The 22,193-nt window shown below is 43.1% G+C and carries 21 protein-coding genes and 1 pseudogene; 13 read left to right on the top strand and 9 right to left on the bottom strand.

Annotated features, from left to right (window positions below; translation table 11 throughout):
- Positions 1-74: 74 nt before the first annotated feature.
- Positions 75-3,474: pseudogene (gene rne / locus PPIS_RS06695) on the bottom strand (ribonuclease E).
- Between the two features lie 610 nt (positions 3,475-4,084).
- Here rne and rluC point away from each other — a divergent pair.
- Entirely contained in the window at positions 4,085-5,035 is a 951-nt protein-coding gene (gene rluC / locus PPIS_RS06690) for a 23S rRNA pseudouridine(955/2504/2580) synthase RluC (RefSeq protein WP_010374006.1), read from the top strand.
- Between the two features lies 1 nt (position 5,036).
- Positions 5,037-5,681 carry an HAD family hydrolase gene (locus PPIS_RS06685; protein WP_010374007.1) on the top strand — a complete coding sequence of 215 codons (645 nt, stop codon included), beginning with the start codon at positions 5,037-5,039 and terminating at the stop codon, positions 5,679-5,681.
- Here PPIS_RS06685 and PPIS_RS06680 read toward each other — a convergent pair.
- On the bottom strand, positions 5,667-6,269 hold the full coding sequence (locus PPIS_RS06680; RefSeq protein WP_026345575.1) for a Maf family protein: 603 nt from the start codon (positions 6,267-6,269) through the stop codon (positions 5,667-5,669). The two genes, PPIS_RS06685 and PPIS_RS06680, sit on opposite strands and share 15 nt — an antisense overlap.
- A 119-nt stretch (positions 6,270-6,388) precedes the next feature.
- Between PPIS_RS06680 and yceD the strand changes: the two genes are divergently transcribed.
- The 9 genes from yceD (at position 6,389) to mltG (ending at position 13,519) form a co-directional block, all read left to right on the top strand.
- Positions 6,389-6,913 carry a 23S rRNA accumulation protein YceD gene (gene yceD, locus PPIS_RS06675; protein ID WP_010374009.1) on the top strand — a complete coding sequence of 175 codons (525 nt, stop codon included), beginning with the start codon at positions 6,389-6,391 and terminating at the stop codon, positions 6,911-6,913.
- A gap of 10 nt (positions 6,914-6,923) precedes the next feature.
- Positions 6,924-7,094 (top strand): 50S ribosomal protein L32, encoded by a 171-nt coding sequence (gene rpmF, locus PPIS_RS06670; RefSeq protein ID WP_010374010.1) that lies wholly within the window; start codon positions 6,924-6,926, stop codon positions 7,092-7,094.
- 11 nt (positions 7,095-7,105) lie between these two features.
- Positions 7,106-8,152, top strand: a complete 1,047-nt coding sequence (gene plsX / locus PPIS_RS06665; RefSeq protein ID WP_010374011.1) for a phosphate acyltransferase PlsX — start codon at positions 7,106-7,108, stop codon at positions 8,150-8,152.
- Between the two features lie 53 nt (positions 8,153-8,205).
- Entirely contained in the window at positions 8,206-9,132 is a 927-nt protein-coding gene (gene fabD / locus PPIS_RS06660; protein WP_010374013.1) for an ACP S-malonyltransferase, read from the top strand.
- A gap of 13 nt (positions 9,133-9,145) precedes the next feature.
- Entirely contained in the window at positions 9,146-9,892 is a 747-nt protein-coding gene (gene fabG, locus PPIS_RS06655) for a 3-oxoacyl-ACP reductase FabG (protein ID WP_010374015.1), read from the top strand.
- A gap of 215 nt (positions 9,893-10,107) precedes the next feature.
- The gene (gene acpP, locus PPIS_RS06650) at positions 10,108-10,344 is read left to right on the top strand and encodes an acyl carrier protein (RefSeq protein WP_010374019.1); all 237 of its coding nucleotides are present in this window, start codon (positions 10,108-10,110) and stop codon (positions 10,342-10,344) included.
- Positions 10,345-10,430: 86 nt separating this feature from the next.
- Entirely contained in the window at positions 10,431-11,669 is a 1,239-nt protein-coding gene (fabF, locus tag PPIS_RS06645) for a beta-ketoacyl-ACP synthase II (protein ID WP_010374022.1), read from the top strand.
- A 33-nt stretch (positions 11,670-11,702) separates the two neighbouring features.
- A complete protein-coding gene (gene pabC, locus PPIS_RS06640) occupies positions 11,703-12,542 on the top strand; it encodes an aminodeoxychorismate lyase (protein WP_010374024.1) in 840 nt (279 codons plus the stop codon).
- Positions 12,543-12,547: 5 nt separating this feature from the next.
- The gene (mltG, locus tag PPIS_RS06635; protein ID WP_010374026.1) at positions 12,548-13,519 is read left to right on the top strand and encodes an endolytic transglycosylase MltG; all 972 of its coding nucleotides are present in this window, start codon (positions 12,548-12,550) and stop codon (positions 13,517-13,519) included.
- Positions 13,520-13,556: 37 nt separating this feature from the next.
- On the opposite strand, the gene PPIS_RS06630 is transcribed toward mltG, so the two are convergent.
- From PPIS_RS06630 to PPIS_RS06600, 7 genes are all read right to left on the bottom strand, one after another.
- Positions 13,557-14,165 carry a MarC family protein gene (locus tag PPIS_RS06630; protein ID WP_010374027.1) on the bottom strand — a complete coding sequence of 203 codons (609 nt, stop codon included), beginning with the start codon at positions 14,163-14,165 and terminating at the stop codon, positions 13,557-13,559.
- Between the two features lie 110 nt (positions 14,166-14,275).
- A complete protein-coding gene (locus PPIS_RS06625) occupies positions 14,276-14,659 on the bottom strand; it encodes a hypothetical protein (RefSeq protein ID WP_010374029.1) in 384 nt (127 codons plus the stop codon).
- A gap of 99 nt (positions 14,660-14,758) precedes the next feature.
- Complete coding sequence (locus PPIS_RS06620; RefSeq protein ID WP_010374031.1) at positions 14,759-15,697, bottom strand: LysR family transcriptional regulator; 939 nt, start codon at positions 15,695-15,697, stop codon at positions 14,759-14,761.
- Positions 15,698-15,713: 16 nt separating this feature from the next.
- Complete coding sequence (aceK, locus tag PPIS_RS06615) at positions 15,714-17,438, bottom strand: bifunctional isocitrate dehydrogenase kinase/phosphatase (protein WP_010374032.1); 1,725 nt, start codon at positions 17,436-17,438, stop codon at positions 15,714-15,716.
- Positions 17,439-17,600: 162 nt separating this feature from the next.
- The gene (locus PPIS_RS06610) at positions 17,601-18,077 is read right to left on the bottom strand and encodes a hypothetical protein (RefSeq protein WP_010374033.1); all 477 of its coding nucleotides are present in this window, start codon (positions 18,075-18,077) and stop codon (positions 17,601-17,603) included.
- 65 nt (positions 18,078-18,142) lie between these two features.
- Entirely contained in the window at positions 18,143-19,663 is a 1,521-nt protein-coding gene (locus tag PPIS_RS06605; protein WP_010374034.1) for a DUF3413 domain-containing protein, read from the bottom strand.
- Between the two features lie 4 nt (positions 19,664-19,667).
- Positions 19,668-19,880, bottom strand: a complete 213-nt coding sequence (locus tag PPIS_RS06600; RefSeq protein WP_010374035.1) for a YejL family protein — start codon at positions 19,878-19,880, stop codon at positions 19,668-19,670.
- A 65-nt stretch (positions 19,881-19,945) separates the two neighbouring features.
- On the opposite strand from PPIS_RS06600, the gene yejK reads away from it, so the two are divergent.
- Together yejK and PPIS_RS06590 are read left to right on the top strand one after the other, a co-directional pair.
- Entirely contained in the window at positions 19,946-20,959 is a 1,014-nt protein-coding gene (gene yejK, locus PPIS_RS06595; RefSeq protein WP_010374036.1) for a nucleoid-associated protein YejK, read from the top strand.
- A 153-nt stretch (positions 20,960-21,112) separates the two neighbouring features.
- Positions 21,113-22,189, top strand: a complete 1,077-nt coding sequence (locus PPIS_RS06590) for a porin (RefSeq protein ID WP_010374037.1) — start codon at positions 21,113-21,115, stop codon at positions 22,187-22,189.
- Positions 22,190-22,193: the final 4 nt, after the last annotated feature.

Raw genomic sequence — 22,193 nt, 5'->3', positions numbered from 1 at the left:
ATTACCATTTGTCTGCTCAGTAAAATTCGGACACAAAAAAGCCAGTCTTAAGAGACTGGCTTTTCAATTACTGCTTAGTCAACCTGAGCAGGAGAGGCCATGTCGGCGCTTGCTCTGCCTGTTGGTGACTTAGAGCCAACACCCAAGCCGCTATTCGCCACAGCCTGACGCTGTTCATGTGGCATCGCAGACGGTGTTTCTACCACGACATCCTCAATCACGCTTTGTGCTTTTGTCATTGGCGCTGCAGCCGTTTGGTTGAAGCGTACACGGCTTTGTACAGAGTTGCCGTTTACTACCTGTTGAGTAGGTGCCTCAATAGCGTTAGCGGCTGGAGTCTCTTCAGTTGAAGATTCAGTAACTGCTTCAACTGCTGTTGTTTCCACAACCGCTTCTGTTGCCTGTGCCTCGACTGCTGGCTCCTGAACTTCAGGTGTTGCCTCAGTGTCAGAAGCCTGAGTTTCTTCTACAATTGCAGTTTCAGCTTCATCTTCAGCCTTCGCAGTTTCAACTTGTTCAGTCTCTACTGTGTCAGCGATTGGCTCAGCTTTAACCACTTTTGCTTCTTCTGGCTGTGCAGCTTCTACTTCTTCTGCGACTACTTCGTCAGCGCTTGCAGACGTTTCGGGCTGTGCAGCTTGTTGCATTGGTGCTTCAGCTGTGGTTGCCTCAACTTCGTTTGCAGGCTCTATTTCTTGTGCTTCATTTTCGTCAACCGGTGCTTCGGCTGGCTTAGCTGCGACATCTTGCTCTGCATCAGTGTGCGTCTCAGAAACAGTCGCTTCTGCCGCTGGTGCATTATCTTCAGTTACCGTTTCAGGTGACGACTGAGTCTCAATCGTACTTGCTTCTTGCTGTACACCTTCTTGAACGTCAGTGTCAAAAGAAGATTTTGCTTTTAGCTCTGCTTCGTATTCTGCAGCGGCTTGATCTGCAACGGGCACAAATGCAGCAGCTTGACCTTTTTCAGGCGTATCCTGACGACGGCGACGTTGACCAGCTGCTCTCAGATGACGCGGAGAACGTCTAGAGCGAGTGCGGCCCTTTATTTTCATCATCAATTTGCGATTCTGAAAGTTCAGCAGATACCACCTCGGTAACATCGTTTTGTTCGTGGCGCTCAGTGTTAGCAGTTTCTTGCTGCTTTGCTTGAGCGTGTACGTCAGCTTGTTCAGAAGGTGCAGCTACTTGTTCGTTCGTTGCAGACTCTTGCTCTGACTTATCCGCGACAGGTTTCGCTTTTCTTTGCCTTGGCTTTTGTTCAGCTTTAGGCTCAGCTGCCGTTTTCGCTGGTTGTTCAAGCGGCTTTGCTTCTACTTTCACTTCTTCAGTGCTAGCTTGCTCTGAGGTGTTAGTATCCTGTGCGTTGGTTTCTTCCACACGTACCTTCTTGCGAAGATTACGTCTTTGTCTGCGTGGTTTTACTGTCGCTTCTTTAACGGGCGCGTCGTTAGCCTCGACCGCTTCAACGTTATCGTTTACAGATTCCTTAGCCGGACGGTTTGCTTTGTCCTGATCTTGGCGTTTTCTGTTATTTGGACGACGGCGTTTGCGGTTATCACCACGTTGCTCGTTACCGTTGTTTTCGTCTTTCGATTCAACCGTTGTTTCTTTTTGTTGATCGTTACGACGGCGGTTATTGTTGCGACGACGATTGTTATTATTGCGACGGCGATTATCACGGTTGTTATCGCGCGATGATTTTTCTTCAGAAGATTTGTTTTCTTCTTTGTTATCGCTGTCACTAGCAAATAGGCTCTTGAACCATTGACCAATCTTTGCAAACAGGCTGGTGCCGTTTTGAGCTGGTTGTGCTTGTGGCTTACGTGCTTGTGGTTTTGCAGCTTGAGTTGGAGTAGGGGCTGGCGCAGGCGCTGGTGCATCAGGCATAACGACACCTTTTAACACAGGCTCCTCTTTCACAATCGCTTGAGCTCGAGCAATTTCAACGACTTCAGGCTCTGGCGCAGTGATCTGCTCATAGCTTGCTGCTTCTGTTGTTTCATCTTTACGCAATCTAACCACTTCATAGTGAGGTGTTTCTAGATGTTGGTTAGGAATGATAACAACGTGGCACTCATGGCGCTTTTCGATGCGTTGCACAGAACGACGCTTTTCATTTAATAGATAAGCACCAACAGCAACAGGCACTTGGGCGTTGACCTGAGCGGTATTATCTTTGATAGCTTCTTCTTCGATTAGACGCAAGATAGACAAAGCAATGGATTCGTTTGAGCGAATGGTGCCTTGGCCGTCACAGCGTGGACACGTATGCTGGCTCGCTTCACCTAACGACGGACGCAAACGTTGACGCGACATTTCTAACAGGCCGAAACGAGAAATCTTACCGATTTGCACGCGAGCACGGTCAGTACGAACGGCTTCCTTCAAGCGGTTCTCTACTTCACGTTGATGGCGAGGCGGAGTCATATCGATAAAGTCGATAACGATTAGTCCACCTAAGTCACGTAAACGTAACTGGCGCGCAATCTCGTCAGCCGCTTCTAAGTTAGTGTTCAGCGCCGTCTCTTCTATATCGCCACCTTTTGTCGCTTTTGACGAGTTGATATCGATAGAAGTGAGTGCTTCTGTTGGATCAATGACGATAGAACCACCTGAAGGCAAACGCACTTCACGCTGGAAAGCTGACTCAATCTGACTCTCAATTTGATAATGCGTAAATAACGGCACATCGTTTTGATAAAGCTTAACACGATTGATGAAATCTGGACGGAAACGCTCGATATGCGCCTTCGCTTCTTCAAAAACACGCGGTTTATCAATTAGGATCTCACCGATATCACGACGTAAATAATCGCGAATTGCACGGAAGATAACGTTACTTTCTTGGTGAATTAAGAAAGGTGCTTTACCGCTATTTGCCGCATTTTGGATTGCGTCCCAATGAACAAGTAGCGCCTTAAGATCGTACTCTAGTTCTTCGAAAGATTTACCTACGCCCGCGGTGCGAACGATAAGACCCATACCTTTAGGTACGTTTAAGCGACTCAATGCTTCTTTTAGCTCAATGCGCTCGTCACCTTCGATACGACGTGAAATACCGCCAGCTCTTGGGTTATTAGGCATTAATACCAAGTAACTACCAGCGACGCTGATAAACGTTGTGAGTGCCGCGCCTTTTTGACCACGTTCTTCTTTATCAACCTGAACGATGACTTCTTGACCTTCTTTGATCACGTCTTTGATGTTAGGGCGACCATTGAATGTATAACCATCAGGGAAATACGTTTTAGCGATTTCTTTTAAAGGAAGGAATCCGTGACGCTCGGCGCCATAATCAACAAATGCGGCTTCTAGGGATGGTTCGATACGGGTAATTTTACCCTTATAGATATTGGCTTTTTTCTGTTCGTGACCAGGGCTTTCTATATCTAGATCGTATAGACGCTGGCCGTCAACCAGTGCCACGCGCATTTCTTCTTGCTGCGTTGCATTGATCAGCATACGTTTCATATTGTAATTCTCTACTTAATTATTTACAGCGCCTGATACGTCTTGCCAGCGACAGCGTGCTACGCCTTGGATGTTCCTATTAAATGATGCAGTCTCACGACTGGGGGAAAGGGAACATATTCACAGTTTCCGCTTTAAATCAGGGTAAAATCACTGATCCATCGTTCGCTTTTTGCACGTTTATTCGTTTCACAAAGTAGTCATGCACGGGGTAAGTTGAGCTTGGTTTGCCAAGCTTGGCTATCACCATCTTTTGACTTGATTGCTTTGTGATTATTCACGAGTTGCGGCCTGCTATGCACGGGTATTACTGCAACTGTGGTAAACGTATCAGACAAATTTTAATTTCTTGCTTTTTGGTTTGTTCATCGTGTCCAGTCATTAAACGAAATATTACGCGCTTCGCACTGACTGTTCGCACGTGTTTATCTTAGATGCATGATAAAAGCTTTGGAAATATTAGCTCTAATCTGTATGATCTGCCATCCAAGATGTGCATCACGACATTGTTTTTGCGATAAAAAGCACCTCGCAAAAATTTGCGGCCTGATTATCCCACTAATAATGTCGAGATAGCAACTAAATTATTACTCAAATCAGTGATTAGGCAATGTCAGAGAAACCCGCATTACAAGTTAGCTTCGTTACCGTGACTGAAGACCAAGAAGGTCAAAGGATCGATAACTTTTTAGTTACGCATTTGAAAGGGGTGCCAAAAAGCGCCGTATATAAAATTCTTCGCAAAGGGGAAGTGCGCGTAAATAAAAAGCGGGTGAAGCCTGTATATAAACTACAGATCAATGATGAAATCCGTATCCCACCTGTGCGTGTTGCAGAGAAAACAGAGTTTGTGCCTAAAAACCTAGATAAAGTCGCAAACCTAGAAGATGCCATTCTTTATGAAGATAAGTATCTGATAGTTATAAATAAGCCAGCCGGTATGGCGGTACATGGTGGCAGCGGCTTAAGCTATGGCTTAATTGAAGCATTAAGAGCATTACGCCCACAAGAGCAAAGCTTGGAGTTGGTGCACCGTTTGGACCGCGACACGTCGGGTTGTTTGTTGATTTCAAAGCGCCGCGCTGTGCTTAAAGGACTTCATGAGCAGCTAAGAGAAAAGACCATGGAGAAAAATTACCTTGCGCTGGTTTCAGGGCAATGGGATGCCAAACATAAAAATGTCACCGAACCGCTACGTAAAAATACCTTAAAGTCAGGTGAGCGAGTGGTGCGAGTGGATCATGAGCAAGGCAAGCCTTCTCATACTCGTTTTAGAGTCGTCGAGCGTTTTGAGTCCGCAACTTTAGTGCAGGCGTCACCAGTAACAGGTAGAACGCACCAGATCCGAGTGCATACTCAATGTAAAGGACATCCGATTGCGTGTGATGATAAGTATGGCGATCAGGTGTTTGATGCCAAAATGCGTGAAGTGGGATTAAATAGGCTGTTTTTGCATGCTAAAGAACTCAGATTTATGCACCCGAAAACAGAAACGACACACCATGTAGAGGCACCATTGGATGGGGCTTTGGAAGCATGCTTAGTTAAATTAAGGAAGTAACATGCAGTACAAGTGTGTGATTTTCGACTGGGATGGCACCGTCATGGACTCTGTGCCAAAAATCGTAAATACCATTCATTTGGCTGCTGAATCTTGTGGAATTGCACCCGTCAGTAACGAAGCGGCGAAAAGTATTATCGGCCTGTCTCTCGATAAAGCGATACTGACACTTTTTCCAAATCATGAAGACAAATTAGCGTCTTTAATTGCGGCTTATAAATATATCTATAAGCATCAAGACAAAACCCCAGCGCCTCTATTTGAAGGCGCTAAAACGCTTTTAAAGCAATTACATGGCAGTGGTATCAAAGTTGCGGTTGCAACAGGAAAAAGCCGAATAGGACTTGACCGCCTGATGGCAGAAAGCGGGTTGAGTGATATTTTCGTTACGACACGGACAGCATGTGAGGCGGAGTCTAAACCGCATCCCGATATGTTGCTTCAGATTTTGGCTGAACTAAATGTGGAAGCTACAGAGGCTGTCATGATAGGCGATACGATTATTGATATGAATTTAGCGAAAAATGCAGGCATTGACGCGATCGGCGTCACTATGGGTGTTGCAACAAGAGAGCAGCTATCGCAAACGTCGGCTGCCCATATTTGCGATAACTATCATGACTTGTCTAACCTATTGTTGGCCTGATTGCTCGGCGAGCACATCAATACCAAACGTGAGCAGTGCTTTAGTGAGTTGAATAAGGGGAAGGCCAATCAGGGTATTGGGGTCTTCTCCTTCAAGCTTATCAAACAGACAGATCCCTAATCCTTCGCTTTTAAAGCTTCCAGCACAGTCGTAAGGTGTTTCCGCATCACAATAGTTACTGATCTGTGTTTGGGTAAGTTGGCGAAAGTAAACATGAAACGGTACCACTTCAGTGACCGTTTTGCCGCTTTCTATGTCGAAAACGGTTAAACCAGTCAAAAAAGTCACGCGATTATTGCTAAATAGGCTTAGTTGCTTAATCGCGTTTTCTTTATTATGTGGCTTTCCTAGGATCTCACCGTTGAATAGCGCAACTTGGTCTGAACCAATCACCACACCTTGTTGATATTTTGCTATTGCTGCTTTGGCTTTTGATTCGCTCAATCGTCCAACAAGTTGCTGTGCTGATTCACCTTCGAGTGCTTGCTCGTCTACATCCGGTGAAAAAGATGCAAAAGGAAGCATTAATTTTTTCAAAATTGACTGCCTAAATGGCGAACTTGAGGCTAGAATAAGGGGCGTTTTCATGAGATTTTTATATTTGTGACAACATTGCCAACAGGATAATGCGCAATAACGCGAAAAACAAAGGGAAAGTGTATTTTTACTTTGACTAACACAGTAACTATCTATATGATGCAGCCCCTATGCAAAAGGTGAAAATTCCCATCACTATTGATCCATGCAGAGCAGCGCAACGTCGAGCATCTTATGACGGTGTTGTAATGCTTGAAGAACTTTCTCGATTGCAGCAAGTTGTGCGTGATCAAAATAGTGAAATAGCGGTAGACATTCATTTCAACATCGACGAACAAGGTTTGGTTGTTGTGCAAGGCAAAGTCCGAGCCCATCTAACTGTTGTATGTCAGCGTTGTAATGATGAATTAGGGTTGGATTTGGAACAAGACTTTGCGTATTCGCCAGTCGGATTAGGTGCAGAGTCGGATGATCTTCCCGAGCGTTATGATGTGTTGGAACTGGATGAAGAGGGTGAGGTTAATCTAAGACAGATCGTCGAAGATGAACTATTACTCGCAATTCCGATAGTCCCGACGCATGATGAAGCACTATGCTCTTATTCTGATAAGCCAAAGAGCTTTGGTGAAATTGAAGCAGAAGATAGCAAACCAAATCCATTTGAAATTTTGAAACAACTTAAGAAAGATTCTTAGGAGAAGGCTAATGGCGGTACAAAAAAGCAAGAAGTCACGCGCACGTCGTGGTATGCGTCGTTCACACGATGCGATCAGTGGACCAGCTCTAACTGTAGATCAGGTTTCTGGCGAGACTCATCGTCGTCACCACGTGACTGCTGACGGTTACTACAAAGGCGTTAAAGTAATTTCTAAGTAAGAGATTACTTTATGCTGACCGATCTAACCATTGCGTTAGATATGATGGGGGGCGATTACGGCCCCCGTTCATCTATCCCCGCAGCTATCGCTGCTGTGCTTAAGCACCCAAATCTAAATTTAATCCTCTGTGGTAATCAGCAAGTTATTGAAAGTGCTTTGACTAAAGCAAATATGCTGGATCATCCAAGACTCAAAATTAAACACTGTAAAGAAGTCGTCACTAACGGTTGTGAACCTGCCTCTGCACTTAGAAATAAAAAGCAGTCCTCAATGCGTATTGCGCTTGATTTGGTGAAATCTGGCGAAGCGCAGGCTTGTGTTAGTTCAGGAAATACAGGTGCGCTCTTTTTTATGGCCCACTATGTGTTAAAAATGTTGCCTGGCATCAAGCGTCCCGCATTAATTTCAGCCGTTCCAACAGAGAAAAAGCAGCCCGTTTATTTGCTTGATCTTGGTGCGAATGTGCATTGTGATCCTGAAACCCTCTATCAGTTTGGTATTATGGGCTCAATCGTAGCTGGAGAGGCTTTAAATATTCCTTCACCTAAAGTGTGTTTGTTAAACATTGGCTCTGAAGAAATCAAAGGCCATGATGGTATCAAGCAAGCTGCAAAATTAATGAAATCCTCATCTGTTATTAATTATCAAGGCTATTGTGAGGGGAGCGATATGTTCTCTGGCAAAGCCGATGTAATTGTATGTGAGGGATTTGTCGGCAACGTCGCCTTGAAAACCTGTGAAGGGATTGCCAAACTCATCATGCATAAGTTTAGCAAAGCGTTAAAAAAGCACTTTTTTTATAAAGCGTTGGCCTTTTTACTTCGACCCGTTATAAAAAAATTGTATAGAAGGGTGAACCCCGACCAGTATAACGGCGCAAGTCTGGTAGGATTGCGCGGTATTGTTGTGAAAAGTCACGGAAATGCCACAACGAAGGCATTTTTAGCCGCGATTGAAGAAGCTGCGCAAGAAGTACAACGCAAGATCCCTGAAAAGATCCAAGCGGTGTTTGCTCAGGTCGACACAGAAAAACAACCGTCAGGTCCGCATCCCTAACACTGCTAAGTGACATGAGGACGTGGCGACAACAGAGAAAATAAGAGCACAATATGTCACAAAAAATCGCATTATTTTTCCCAGGACAGGGCTCACAAAGCGTGGGCATGTTATCTGAATTATTAGCATCTTCTGATATCGTTAAAGCGACTTTCGCTGAAGCGTCAGAAGCACTAGGCTACGATTTAGCCGAACTTGTGCTAAACGGTCCTGAAGAAGAATTAAACCAAACGCACCGTACTCAACCGGCATTATTAACCGCAAGTGTTGCTATCTTTAGAGCGTGGCAAGATAAAGGTGTTGAAGCTGAACTGACACTAGCTGGCCATAGTCTAGGTGAGTACTCTGCATTGGTATGTGCAGAAGTATTAACACTTGCAGATGCCGTTAAGTTAGTTGAAAAACGTGGTTTATACATGCAAGAAGCGGTTCCCGCTGGTACGGGTTCAATGGCGGCAATTATTGGTTTAGATGATGACGTGATTGCTAAAGTTTGTGCCGAATCTGCACAGGGCGACGTTGTTTCGCCGGTAAACTACAACTCACCAGGTCAAGTGGTGATTGCGGGTCACGTTGAAGCAGTAAATCGAGCTTCTGAAGCGTGTAAAGAAGCAGGAGCTAAGCGCGCATTACCGCTTGCAGTCAGCGTTCCATCTCATTGTGCATTAATGAAACCTGCGGCTGATAAATTAGCCAAAGATCTTGAAGCACTTGCATTTTCAGAGCCAAAGTTTGATGTGATTAACAATGTTGACGTTGCTGTTGCAAAAGATGCTGCAGCAATAAAAGATGCGCTTATTCGTCAGCTTTATAGTCCAGTAAGATGGACTGAAACTGTACAAGCGGTTGCGAAAGAAGGTGTTACAACAACTTTTGAGTTCGGCCCTGGTAAAGTGATTTCGGGTCTTGTGAAACGCATCGACCGCTCAGTGTCGTGTGTGTCGGTAAATGATTTAGCTGCCATTGCTGCAGCAGAATAATAACGAGAGCATTATGAGTAATTTATTTTCTTTAGAAGGAAAAGTAGTACTAGTAACGGGTGCTAGCCGTGGTATTGGTAAAGCAATCGCTAACGCCTTAGTAGCGCAAGGTGCAAAAGTTGCGGGTACAGCAACGAGTGAGTCTGGTGCAGAGCGTATCTCAGAGTATCTAGGCGAAAATGGTAAAGGTTATGCGCTAAACGTGACAGATGCCGACTCAATCACAGCAACTTTGGATGCAATCAAAGCAGATTTAGGTGATATTGATGTGTTGGTAAACAATGCTGGTATCACACGCGATAACTTGCTGATGCGCATGAAAGATCAAGAGTGGGATGACATCATCGATACTAACTTGTCATCCATTTTCCGCTTATCAAAAGCGGTACTTCGTCCAATGATGAAGAAGAAAAATGGCCGTATCATTAACATTGGCTCAGTAGTGGGCACTATGGGTAATGCGGGTCAAGCTAACTATACTGCTGCAAAAGCGGGTGTAATTGGTTTTACAAAATCATTGGCGCGTGAGGTTGCATCTCGTGGTATTACGGTAAATACTGTAGCACCTGGCTTTATTCAGACAGACATGACGGATGAGCTAACTGATGAGCAAAAAGCAGCGACTTTGGCAAATGTACCAGCAGGTCGTTTAGGTCAGCCTGAAGAAATCGCAGCGGCCGTGGTTTATTTGGCATCAGATGCGGCAGCTTATGTTTCTGGTGAAACTTTGCACGTAAATGGTGCGATGTACATGGTTTAACCCGCTAAGATCACAAATCAATTGAAATTTTTGTGATCTTGTCGACAACGTACTTGAAATCGTCGCGAAAATAGGCGATAAAAAGATCCAAAGCTTTGTAACAGGTTTGACCAGAAAAAAAGTACGGGTCAATCCTTGAATCCCAGAATGATGCGTCGTAAACTGCGCCGCAATCTGAAAATTAACGCAGTAGCGTTTAAATAAAGGAAAGAAGAATGAGCGACATCCAAGAACGCGTAAAGAAAATTATTGTTGAACAACTAGGTGTTAAAGAAGAAGAAGTTAAATCAGAAGCGTCTTTCGTTGATGATTTAGGTGCTGACTCTCTAGACACTGTTGAGCTTGTAATGGCGCTAGAAGAAGAGTTCGATACAGAGATCCCTGATGAAGAAGCTGAGAAAATCACTACTGTTCAGGCAGCTATCGACTACGTTACTGCTCACGCTGAGTAACTAGCTTTTCTATTAGGGCAGCACTCGCTGCCCTAACTCTTTCTAGACCCCCCAATTATTATAATAATCCCTTTTTGGAGGACACCGTGGCTAAACGTCGAGTCGTAGTAACTGGCTTAGGTATGTTGACGCCGCTGGGTAATGATGTTGCATCTACCTGGCAGGGCTTATTAGAAGGCCGTAGTGGCATTCGCAATATCACGCATTTTGACACAGAAGGTTTCGGAACTAAGTTTGCTGGTTTAGTTAACGACTTTGATGTCACTGAGTACATTTCCCCTAAAGATGCTAAAAAAATGGATGTCTTCATCCAGTATGGTATCGCTGCAGGTGTACAGGCTTTAAAAGACTCAGGTCTTGAAGTTAACGAAGAGAATGCCGCTAGAGTTGGTGTAGCCATCGGCTCTGGTATCGGTGGCTTGACGCTAATTGAAGAAAACCACGTCAAGCTATTAAATAGCGGTCCACGCAAGCTTTCTCCGTTTTACGTTCCTTCTACCATTATCAATATGATCTCTGGTCACTTGTCCATCATGCATGGCTTGAGAGGTCCAAATATTTCGATTGTGACTGCATGTACAACTGGCCTTCATAATATTGGTCATGCGGCCCGTATGATTGCATACGGCGATGCAGATGCGATGGTAGCCGGTGGTGCTGAAAAAGCGTCAACCCCAATTGGTATGGGCGGTTTTAGCGCGGCTCGTGCGCTTTCTACGCGTAACGATGATCCGCAAGCGGCTTCTCGCCCTTGGGATAAAGACCGTGACGGTTTTGTGCTAGCTGATGGAGCCGGTGTGATCGTACTAGAAGAGTATGAGCATGCGAAAGCACGCGGTGCGAAGATCTACGCTGAACTAGTTGGCTTTGGTATGAGTGGTGATGCATACCACATGACATCACCACCAGAAAATGGTGCTGGCGCTGCACAGGCCATGGTTAATGCATTGAACGACGCAGGGATCAATGCAGAGCAGGTTGGCTATATCAACGCACACGGCACTTCCACTCCAGCGGGTGACGTTGCAGAGACGCATGCTGTTAAGTCGGTGTTTGGTTCTGCGGCAAAAGATGTAATGGTGAGTTCGTCTAAATCAATGATGGGTCACTTACTTGGTGCTGCGGGTTCAGTTGAATCTATTATTTCGATTCTTGCGCTGCAAGACCAAAAAGTAACGCCGACCATTAACTTGGATAACCCAGATGAAGGCTGTGATTTAGATTATGTGCCTCATACTGCCCGTGATGCGAAACTAGAGTACACTTTGTGTAACTCGTTTGGTTTCGGTGGAACAAACGGTTCGTTGCTATTTAAAAAGGTGTAGATCAGCCTTAGTAATCTTATAGCAAAGTAGGTTATGATAAAAAAGCTCGGCATTGCCGGGTTTTTTTATGTTTTGGATACCCTTAAAAAGGAAAGTGATGTGGATAATCAACAACTTTTTTCTAACACTGACAGAGGATTGGCCTATGGTGATGGCTTTTTTACCACTGCGTTAGTCCGTGATGGAAATGTTGATTTGTGGCCACTTCACAGAAACCGACTGGTGGAATGTCAGCAGCGCTTGGGCTTTCCTGAGTTACGACTAGACGAAATCGAGTTTTTGGTTCAAGAGCAAGTTAAAGATAAAGCGGAAGCGGTGCTAAAGATCCTTATCACTCGAGGGGAAGGAGGCCGTGGTTATCAAGCTCCTGAGACGCCACAGCTGAGTGTGAGTATTCAGGTGTTACCTTTTCCTTCACACTATACAACTTGGCAGCAGAATGGGATTGAGGTCGTATTAAGCCGAGTTAAACTGGGTATTCAGCCGTTATTAGCCGGATTAAAGACACTGAATCGGTTAGAACAAGTACTTATTAAACAAGATGCACAGACATTGGTTTGCGACGATGTCATTGTGACGGATATCAATGATAGGGTGATTGAAGCGTCAGCGGCAAATATCATCATGATTAAAGAACACAATCTATATACGCCAGATCTTAGTGGCTCAGGCATTAAAGGTGTGTTTTTAACCGCACTTGAAAGTAAGCACGATATTAGGGTCAAAAATATTGCTTTTGACGAGTTAAAAGCAGCTGATGGTGTCTTTATTTGTAATAGTTTAATGCAGTTGGTACCCGTAGTAAGAATTGAGAATAAACATTTCGATATCGTCGACTTACATGAATTGAAAAGGCGATTTTTAGGGAAGTAATATAAATGAAAAAACTGTTTATCATAGTCGCATTTTTGATAGCAGCAGCGTCATGGTGGTTATCTCAACAAATAAATAAGGTTAAATTTGAACCACTTAATATCTCTGAGGCATTAGTTGAGATAAAGGCTGGGCAAACATTTAATCAGCTATGTCATCTATGGCAGCGTAGCGGGGCGTTATCTAGCTGCTTTCCTTACCAACTGTATAGTAAGGTAGAGCCTAAATTATTCGCGTTACAAGCGGGTTTTTACGATCTTAAAGGGCTAACTGTACTAGATGCCATCAGCAAGATTAGTCGCGGGGATCAACACAACTTTAGCTTTACAATCATTGAAGGGATGCCCATTTGGGCAGTCAAAAACAAGCTCCTCAGCGCCCCCTACTTAACGCAAGATATTGATAAGCTGACAGCACAACTGAATATATCGCAAAGTTCAGCTGAAGGGTGGTTGTACCCCGATACCTACCACTATCATGGAAATGACTCAGCGCTGCGCTTACTTAAACGTGCTCATACCAAAATGCAGAGTGTGCTTGAAAAGGAATGGCAAAATAGAATGCCTGATCTTCCTTTAAACACGCCTTATGAAGCCTTGATCTTGGCTTCGATTATTGAGAAAGAAACGGGCGTAGTTGCAGAAAGAGATAAAGTAGCCTCCGTTTTTATCAATCGCTTACGTAAGGGCATGCGTTTACAGACAGATCCAACCATTATTTATGGTATTGGTGAGCACTTTGATGGTGATATTAAACGTGAAGATATCCGTGAAAAGACGCCATATAACACTTATCGAATTGATGGCTTGCCACCGACACCCATTGCAATGCCGTCTCGTGCTGCTATCCATGCGGCACTTAATCCAGCAACAACCGAATACTTTTACTTTGTTGCATCAGGAGATGGTGGACATCACTTTTCGAAAACACTGACTGAACATAATAAAGCGGTGAAGAAATTTATTTTGAAACAATGACATCGAAAGAGAGGGCTAACCCTCTCGTTACTCTCTATCACAACATAAAATACTCTTTAATACCTGCCAATACACTAGATACTGCAACGGAAGCTAAGATAAGTCCCATTACGCGGCTGACGATACTTGCGCCACTATCACCAATCCATTGGTGAATTTTTGTCGCAACTAGTAGAAATATCAACACGATAGCCAATACGCTGAGCATAAGAATCGAGGTTTGGAGTTGTTCAAATACATTATTTTCACTGTTTTTGGTAAGCAAAACAGCTGCCAACATAGCTCCAGGGCTTGCGATAGAAGGCATTGCTAAAGGGAAAATAGCGATGTCGGATGCTTTATTGTCTAACTTAATTTCTTCACTTGGCTTACCCTCGCCAAAAATCATTGTCATGGCAAAGATGAACAGTACGATGCCTCCGGCAATCGCGAATGCAGGTAGGGGAATACCAATTGCGTTTAAAATGATTTCACCTGCAATAATAAAAAATAGCAATACAATGGCTGCAACCAGTGTGGCTTTAACCGCTATTTTTCGTTTTGTCGCGATATCAAAGCCTGTGGTAGTTGCGATAAATACCGGTATAGTGCCAATGGGGTCGATGACCGCAAAGAAAAAAATGAACGTTGAGATATAGTGTTCCATAGTTCCCTATTATGAAATAAAGGTTGTTCACAAATTGCTAATGGTTGGCCATTTGTTATTGACCAACGGCAAATAATATCACTGATATCATGACTTTATTCTGAATATTCTTAATTATTTTTTGGATTCACAGTATGTACCCAAGCCACTGCGTCGTTGTAGTTCTCGAAGTTCTTAATCGTTAAACCGTGCTTGTCAGCAAATGCTTCAATTAATCCACTTTTGGTGTCTGAGGGGGAGATAACTCGAGCAAGAGTGATCCCATCGACAAATTGATTGAGTTTTTGTAAAACGGTTAGGACGCTTGGGTAATCGTAGGTGATATGTAATTGAGATACGTCGATAACTAAACTCTTTAGCTGATTCGATTTAAGTGCAAGCCCTAAATTTTTGTACATCTCGATAATATTGGCTTCCACGCATTCCCCGTATGCGGCTGCGTGGATAAGTTTCTCTTTACTATCAACCGTTGTTCTATAAGAGAATTTCGCCATGCTATCTTGCACCTTTTATGCATATAGATAAAAGGATAGTTCAATTAGCTGGTGATACCAATTTCAAAAAGCGCACCTAAGCAAAGCTTAGGTATATCGCTATGCTAGCTCTTCAGCTACCTCGGCAATTTTTTGTCTTAACCAAATATGACTCGCATCGCGATGTAATAGCGGGCTCCAAATCATATCTAACTCAAACGGCGGAATAGGGAATGGCGGCTCCAGAACTGCTAAGGTCGGATCATCACGATAGATATTCGCGGCTTTTGACGGCAATGTTGCGATTAAGTTCTGCTCTTTTGCTAAATGAATTGCAACATGATAATTACGTGTAAAAGTTGCGATGTTTCTGTGTTTTCCAAAGTGTGCAAGCGCTTCGTCAACCCAGCCAAGCTTCTGTACATCTGCAGGATCCATTCCGACCCCAACACCAAATCCAGTTTTACTGACCCAAATATGGCGAGATTTTAAATAGGCATCAAGCGTAAAGTTGGTAATAACGGGGTTATCGGATTTCACCAGACAGCAAAAACTATCCTTCCAAATTCGTTTGTGGTGAAACGATTGCGGTAGATTTTCGAAGCGGTTAATTGCCATGTCTACCTTGCCATTTTCTACATCATGAAAAGTAACATCACTCGGCGTGAGAATATCAAGGGTTGTATCTGGGGCTTCTTCATGAAGTTTAGTTAGAAGTTTTGGCGCAAGCGTACTTGCAGCATAGTCGCTGGCCATAATCCTAAATACTCGATTACTACTCGCTGCTTCAAACTCCCTGTTAGGGGCTAAGGTTTCTTCCAAAGTCATGAGTATGCCACGGATCACAGGCTGCAGCTCAAGCGCGCGCTCTGTTGGCACCATGCCTTCGCTGGTACGTACCAAAATAGGGTCGTTAAAGAGGTTTCTGAGACGCTTAAGACCGTTACTCATTGCCGGTTGGGTAATACTTAATTGATTTGCGGCACGTGTTACATTGCACTCTCGAAGTAAGGTATCGAGGTAAACCAGCAGGTTAAGGTCAATTTTACTAATGTTCACTCAGTTTTCCTTTGTATTATTCTTCTTTTTTGGCATCTTGGAGAAAGCGATTTTCATGTGGATAAGGGTAAATATGTCTTACTACTCTCTCACGAATATCTCGTTGTGCTTGCTGCCAAAACAGCACCTCAGCCAAATCAGCATGATGGCGCAGAAACATTTCCTTTAGTGTAGGATTTGTCAGAACAAATGTACACAACTGTTCAGGAAAGACGTCTTGCGGTGCACTGGAAATATCGCCAGAGTCGTACATATTATCAAGCCCTTGTTTTGGCAGCGCTCTAAAGTTCATTTCCGTGAGATATTGCACCTCATCATAGTCATAGAAGATAACTCTATGATGTTTACTTACGCCAAAGTTTTTTAACAGCATGTCTCCTGGAAAAATGTTTACAGCGAGCATTTCTTTGAGCGCATAGCCATAATCTCTAATGACTTGCTCGCACTTTTCTTCATCGGCTTGCTGTACAAAGAGGTTGAGCGGTGTCATGCGGCGCTCAATATACAAGTGCTTTATCACCATATTGTCCCCCTCAATACGTATACTTTGAGAGATAGAATCCAGCAATAGCTGATAAAGGGCTGATGAAATACGTGCAAGTGGGATCACTACATCGGAATATTCAATTGTATCTGCCATTCTACCCACACGATCGTGGCGCTTTACGAGTTGGTAGCGCTCTAAAACGGTCGTCTTTGTAAATGGCTTACTTTCTGGAAATTGGTCACGGATCACTTTAAAAACATAGGGAAAGCTTGGCAGAGTGAATACCATCATCACCATACCCGGTGTGCCTGGTGCGACTTCAAATTGTTCTTCGGAATTAGCTAAGTGGTGTAAAAACTCACGATAAAATTCGGTTTTCCCCTGCTTATGAAAGCCGATGGCGTTATAAAGTTCAGCTTTTGTTTTATTTGGCATGAGTTGATTTAAAAACTTAACTAGCGCAGATGGGGCATGGGTCTCTACTAAAAAGTAAGCACGCGCAAAACCAAAAATCACCCGCATTTGTGAGCTATTGGTAAGCAGCGCATCGATCAGTAAGCCCCCAGTTTGTGCATGTAATACCGAAATGATAAACGGCTGTACACCAGATTTAGATACCACTCGGCCGACATTATAGGCACCTTTATTACGATAGAAAGGTGCGCTGAGGATATCGAAGCGCATTAAATGCGCTTGATGATGCGTGTTAGGTGCTTGTTTAAGAAACGCCTTAACGAGTAGTCGAATATCTCTATCTAAATCTTCAAATTCACAATGAAAGTCAATATGTTCAATAATTCTTTTTATGGTGGGCTTGAGGCCATTGACGACTGGGAAATAACTTCGATACTCAGCTTCTACAGGGAGTGACGTGGCGTTAGCTAGCTGGGTTTCAACAAAAATGAAATCGCTATTGTAATATCGGCGGTGAAAGAGGCGACAAAAAACTGAATTATAGAAAGTTTCAGCAAGCTCTGGTTGAGGGTGAAAGGTAAGACGCTCAAGGTAAGCCTGTTTTACTTGATACCATAGCGATTCATCCAGTTGCGTCGAGCCATAGAGTTGTATTAACTTTTGTGCGGTTTCATCAACTTTGCTATCGTATTGGCTGATCCTCGCTTTACTTATTCGTTCTATCTCTCCCCAATTTTGAGCAGCAAAAGCGATGGGTGCCAGTTTGGTAATTTTTACAAATGCGTGATAGTGGTTTTGGAAACCTGATAAAATTCGCTCTGCTAACTGCTGTGCTTGCATCTACATCCCTCATAAATTATCCACGCGAGTGGTTTCACTTTACAAGGTAATGTGCGAAAAGTCATCTGGTAATACCAGTTAAAGCATTTGTATAACGATAGCGAATGCTCATTGACCAAGTGCGATTCTCAAAAAGGCAATCAATGCAAATGAGCAGCTATATCACTCATATTCCTTGAGTTGCTTTTCTAATTTTGAAATCTCTTTCTCTAGGCTTTTAATCGCTTTAGCATGTGCCTTATTAATGGCCTTTATTTCCTTTTTAACTTGTCTGACGACCTTTTTGCGCCTGTCTTCATTCATCAGTTTAGTTAATTTATCCTGTTGCTCTCTAACCGCGGTATCTCTTTTGCGATTGAGCACGGCTTTTTCATGGTGTTTGGCTCTGAGCGCACGCTTTGTCCTTTTCGCAATTTGGTTACGTTCCAAATTATTTAGCGTTTTATAGTGCTGTTCTGAGGGAGCTGAGGCTTTAGGATCGGATGTAGTTATCGTATGCTGGGTCGCATTGGCCGAGCAGGGAAATTGGCTAAAAACGATGCCTCTGTCGGTCGTGCATTTGAAGTATTTTACCGTTGTTGTGGCGAAACAATGAGTAGAGACAAAAATAAGTACAAGTAGTTTTAGATACAATTGCATATGGCATCCTTGCTGTAACAGTTAATATCTACTTAACCATAGATGACATCCCACTTTGTTCAAGGTTATTGTGCTTCAGGGGCTGTGAATTTTTTTAATGTCTTAATACTTTGTATTAAAAATGGAATATCTAGACTACCGTTTAACACAAAGCCTTCCTTTGCTGACATCTGCTTGAAGCTGCCATCTTGATTGACTAAGGTGATTTTGTCTTTTTTGAAGGCAACTAAGACACCTTGGGTAAAGTTAACGCCTTCTGCATGTGAGCGAGTTTTAATGTTCGATGCCAGCATACTTTGCTGAGCAAGGGGATCGCAACCTAGATAAGAGCTTAACAGGGTGTAGGTGATGTCATTGGGCTGCACAAGACCAGAAGCCTGAGCAAACAGGTCAATGTTCGTTACCGCAGAACTGGTTAATACCGTCGCTTGCTGTGCACTAATATCAATTGCCACGAACGGCTTTGAACTATCAATGTCAATTTCGTCACTTACTTCAATGATTGTTAATTTACTTGCTTGATGAGAAGGCACAAAAGAGAACTCGCCGTTAGTATTAACACTCATTAAGTCATTATTAATTGACCATACCGGAACTTGCTGCTGCAGCAGGACAGACTCTTTATAATAACTCGGTAGACCGTAAATCAGGCTGAATAGCGCATCGCTGCTTTTTCCTGCGCGTAAAACAGAATCTATTCGGAACACGTTATTTTTCCCGTTGCTCTGAAGTGCTGCTGCTGTTTTTTGGAACAGCGCCTCATCTGTGTAAGCATAAACGTTGATAGGTTGCTCTGTGGTATCTTTCTTTTCTTTGCATACCGCCGAAATTACAGGGGCTTTGTATTTTGAATGCGTATCACCAATGCTTAGTGAGTGCGCTTCTTCATACTGCTCGATATCAAGTAAATCGTGTCTGGCGAGTAAGCTCTTTGCGGTTGTAGGATAAGAGAGGGGTAATACATTATCTTGCTTAGTGATATCGAAAAAGGCATTCGCATCAGCCCAAATATGCAGGCTGTGACTGAGCGCAAAGCAGGTCACAATGGTGCCAGTCGCATAGCGAGGGAATTTATAGGATTTAAGCTCGGCTAAATGACGCCAAGCATAATTGCCCGCGAGTAGTTCAAAAGTGAGCACCAGTCCAAGCATTGCAATGGTAATTATGAGATTAACTAGGGATGATCCGACTAAGGTTTCCCACAATAAAACAAAAATATCGGAAAGCGAAGCTGGGTTGATATGGTAGCCAAGTTGTAGGTAAACAAAGGCATCCACTGTTAGTACAACAATACCAACCGAGGCAATAATCGCAGCCATGCCGCGAATATGTCGCGGGTAAGGGAATATTAAACTAAGCGGAAAGATAGTTAATACAAACGCACAAAAAGTGATAAAGCTGGTATGGCTTATCCACGTGATCAGCATATAAAACCAACCGACAAAGGTACTTGGCGCTTTGTCGGCGAACAAATAAACTGAGCTAATCAATAAAACTAAGCCAATGTTAGCAAAGGTAAACCAGTGTCCCCAGCTGAGTAATTGACTTGCTTTTGATGAAAAAGGGCTGTGCGGTGTAAGATTCATTCCGTTACTTTACTGATTGTGTAAGTGCTTTGGCAAAATTTTCGGCAACAGATTGTCTCTTACTCTCTGGAACATGTTCTTTTAGAATGTGCGTGATAGAATTACCCAAACACATTAAGCTGAGATCAACTGGTGCGTTTTGCGAGCTTAATACATTAACTAATTGGTCAACAATTTCTTCTACTTGTTTATTGGAATACTTTGATTGGATAGGCATCAGTTGGTTCAATTTATAAAAGCAATAATTTTTACATTTTAACATTAGAGGCGTGAAAAACAAAGATGAGCGTTGAGGTAAAAAAACTAGTTGTTCACTATGTAGACAAACAAGACGAAGATACCGAAATACATCTACGTGACGATGAAATGCAAATCAATGACAAAGTTAATGTTTTCATTGAACAATTGCATCATGCCTACAATGGCAAACCGGGTAAAGGGTTCTGTGCTTTTAGCGGCGAAAAAAGCAGTGTGGTCGCGTCTGCGATGCAGAGTTATCGAAATAATGAGCTTAACTTTTGGAATTTAACCCAAGAAGCAACCAACGTGCTTAAAGAAGAGCTTAATAAATATGCATTTCATGAAACTGGGTATCTAGTGTTTTGTCATTATCAGTATGTTGCCAGCAATTTTATTATGATTGCACTGATTAATATTAAAGAACATTACACAATTACCTCAGACTTAGACTTATCCGCAGCAAAACACTTAGATATTTCACGTATGCAATTGGCTGCGAGAATCGATTTAGATGCTTGGGATACGGCCGCAGAAGAAAACCGTTATATTTCCTTCATTAAGGGGCGTGCGGGTCGAAAAGTTGCTGATTTCTTTTTAGATTTTCTTGGTTGTGAAGAGGGGATCGATCCAAAGCAGCAATCGCAAATTATGTTACACGCGGTTGAGGATTATTTGTCTACACAGCAATTTGAAAAGTCTGAAAAAGACGACATCCGCAAGGAAATTTTTGATTACTGTAACGACTGTGTTTCAAGCGGTGAGGACGCAGATGTTAATACACTGTCCGAGACGCTTTCGAAGTCTGCAGACGTGAAGTTTGAAGACTTTTATAAAGAGCAGGGCTATGAGCTGGAAGAAAGCTTTCCTGTCGATAAAAAGACAGTAACAAGTATGGTGAAATTTTCTGGGCTTGGCGGTGGAGTAAGCGTTGGCTTTGAACGGAAGCATTTGGGTGAGCGGGTTATTTATGATGCTGCGACTGATACGCTTACGATTAAAGGTGTACCGCCTAACTTGAAGGACCAAATTGAACGTTATTATAACGATGAATCTTAGTTGTTAAAAAGCAGCGTAAGCTGCTTTTTGTTCCTATTTCATCCCTTTTTCTGCAAATATTTTTATCAATTTGCTGCTTTTGCTAGCATTTTTTTAAATTTAACTATACTTGCAATGTAGTACTTGTAGAACAAGCAATTGGGATGAATCACAATGAAGATGAAACTAGCTTTAGGTTGTACCCTTTGCCTTGCCTGTTTTTCAGGGCATGCAGAGGTTAACTTTTCCGGATTCGCAAGTATCAATGCTGGTAAGGTGTTGAGCGGAAGTGGTGTTCCACAATTTGGAATAAACGATCCAATATTTCTCGCCGATTATCCTATCGTCAGTGTTTACGACGAGGATATCTCATTTGAACCTGAAACATTGATGGGTCTTCAATTTAGTGCTGATCTAACCGAAGGTTTAAGCGTTACTGGTCAGATTGTTGCGCGCGGCGCAGATGATTTTGATGCAAAGTTTGAGTGGGCTTATTTGTCCTATGAGATTAATGAGAATTGGACTTTCCAAGCAGGTAAAAAACGCTTACCACTATTCTATTATTCCGACTTTTATGATGTGGGTTACGCCTATATTTGGATGCGTGCACCCGCGGACAACTACACCTGGCAAATTTTTAATTATAATGGCGTCAATATGCTCTACAGCGGCAGTATAGGCGATTGGTCATTAAGCGGGAATATTTACGCGGGTAAAGAAGACGATGATGACAATAAGCTGTTGAGCGAGTTTTTCTTTCAAGAACCAACTAGAGAAATCTGGAAAGACATCCTAGGCGGCGTAATTCAAACCAGTAATGACTGGCTTGAAGTGCGTTTAACCCATATGCGCTACACCAACCAGCGATATCGTTCTGGAGAGCCGGTCTTATGGGAGGGAAGTGATGAGCGAGATGGTAAGTTTTATGGTTTAGCAGTAAATGCAGACTGGGGAAATTTCTTTATTTTATCTGAGCTAAATCGGTTGGACTTGGACGGTAATCTAGATACCAAGATGCTGACATTGGGCTATCGTTTTGACAATATCACGCCATTTGTATCTTACGCAGATTTTGAAGGCGAGGGCGAGGATGCCGAAAGCCATGAAACGACTTCGTTTGGAGTACGTTGGGATTTTCATTCCTCCGCTGCTTTCAAGATTCAGTATGATGAGGTGGAGGATAACTCCGTTGGTTTAGCGGTCGCGGGTGATAGTAAAGCCATTACAATTGGCATCGACATGGTATTTTAAGGAG

The sequence above is a fragment of the Pseudoalteromonas piscicida genome (assembly GCF_000238315.3).
Lineage (GTDB): Bacteria > Pseudomonadota > Gammaproteobacteria > Enterobacterales > Alteromonadaceae > Pseudoalteromonas > Pseudoalteromonas piscicida.
The sequence above is the reverse complement of the archived record's forward strand: the minus strand, read 5'-3'. Positions and strand labels throughout refer to the sequence as shown.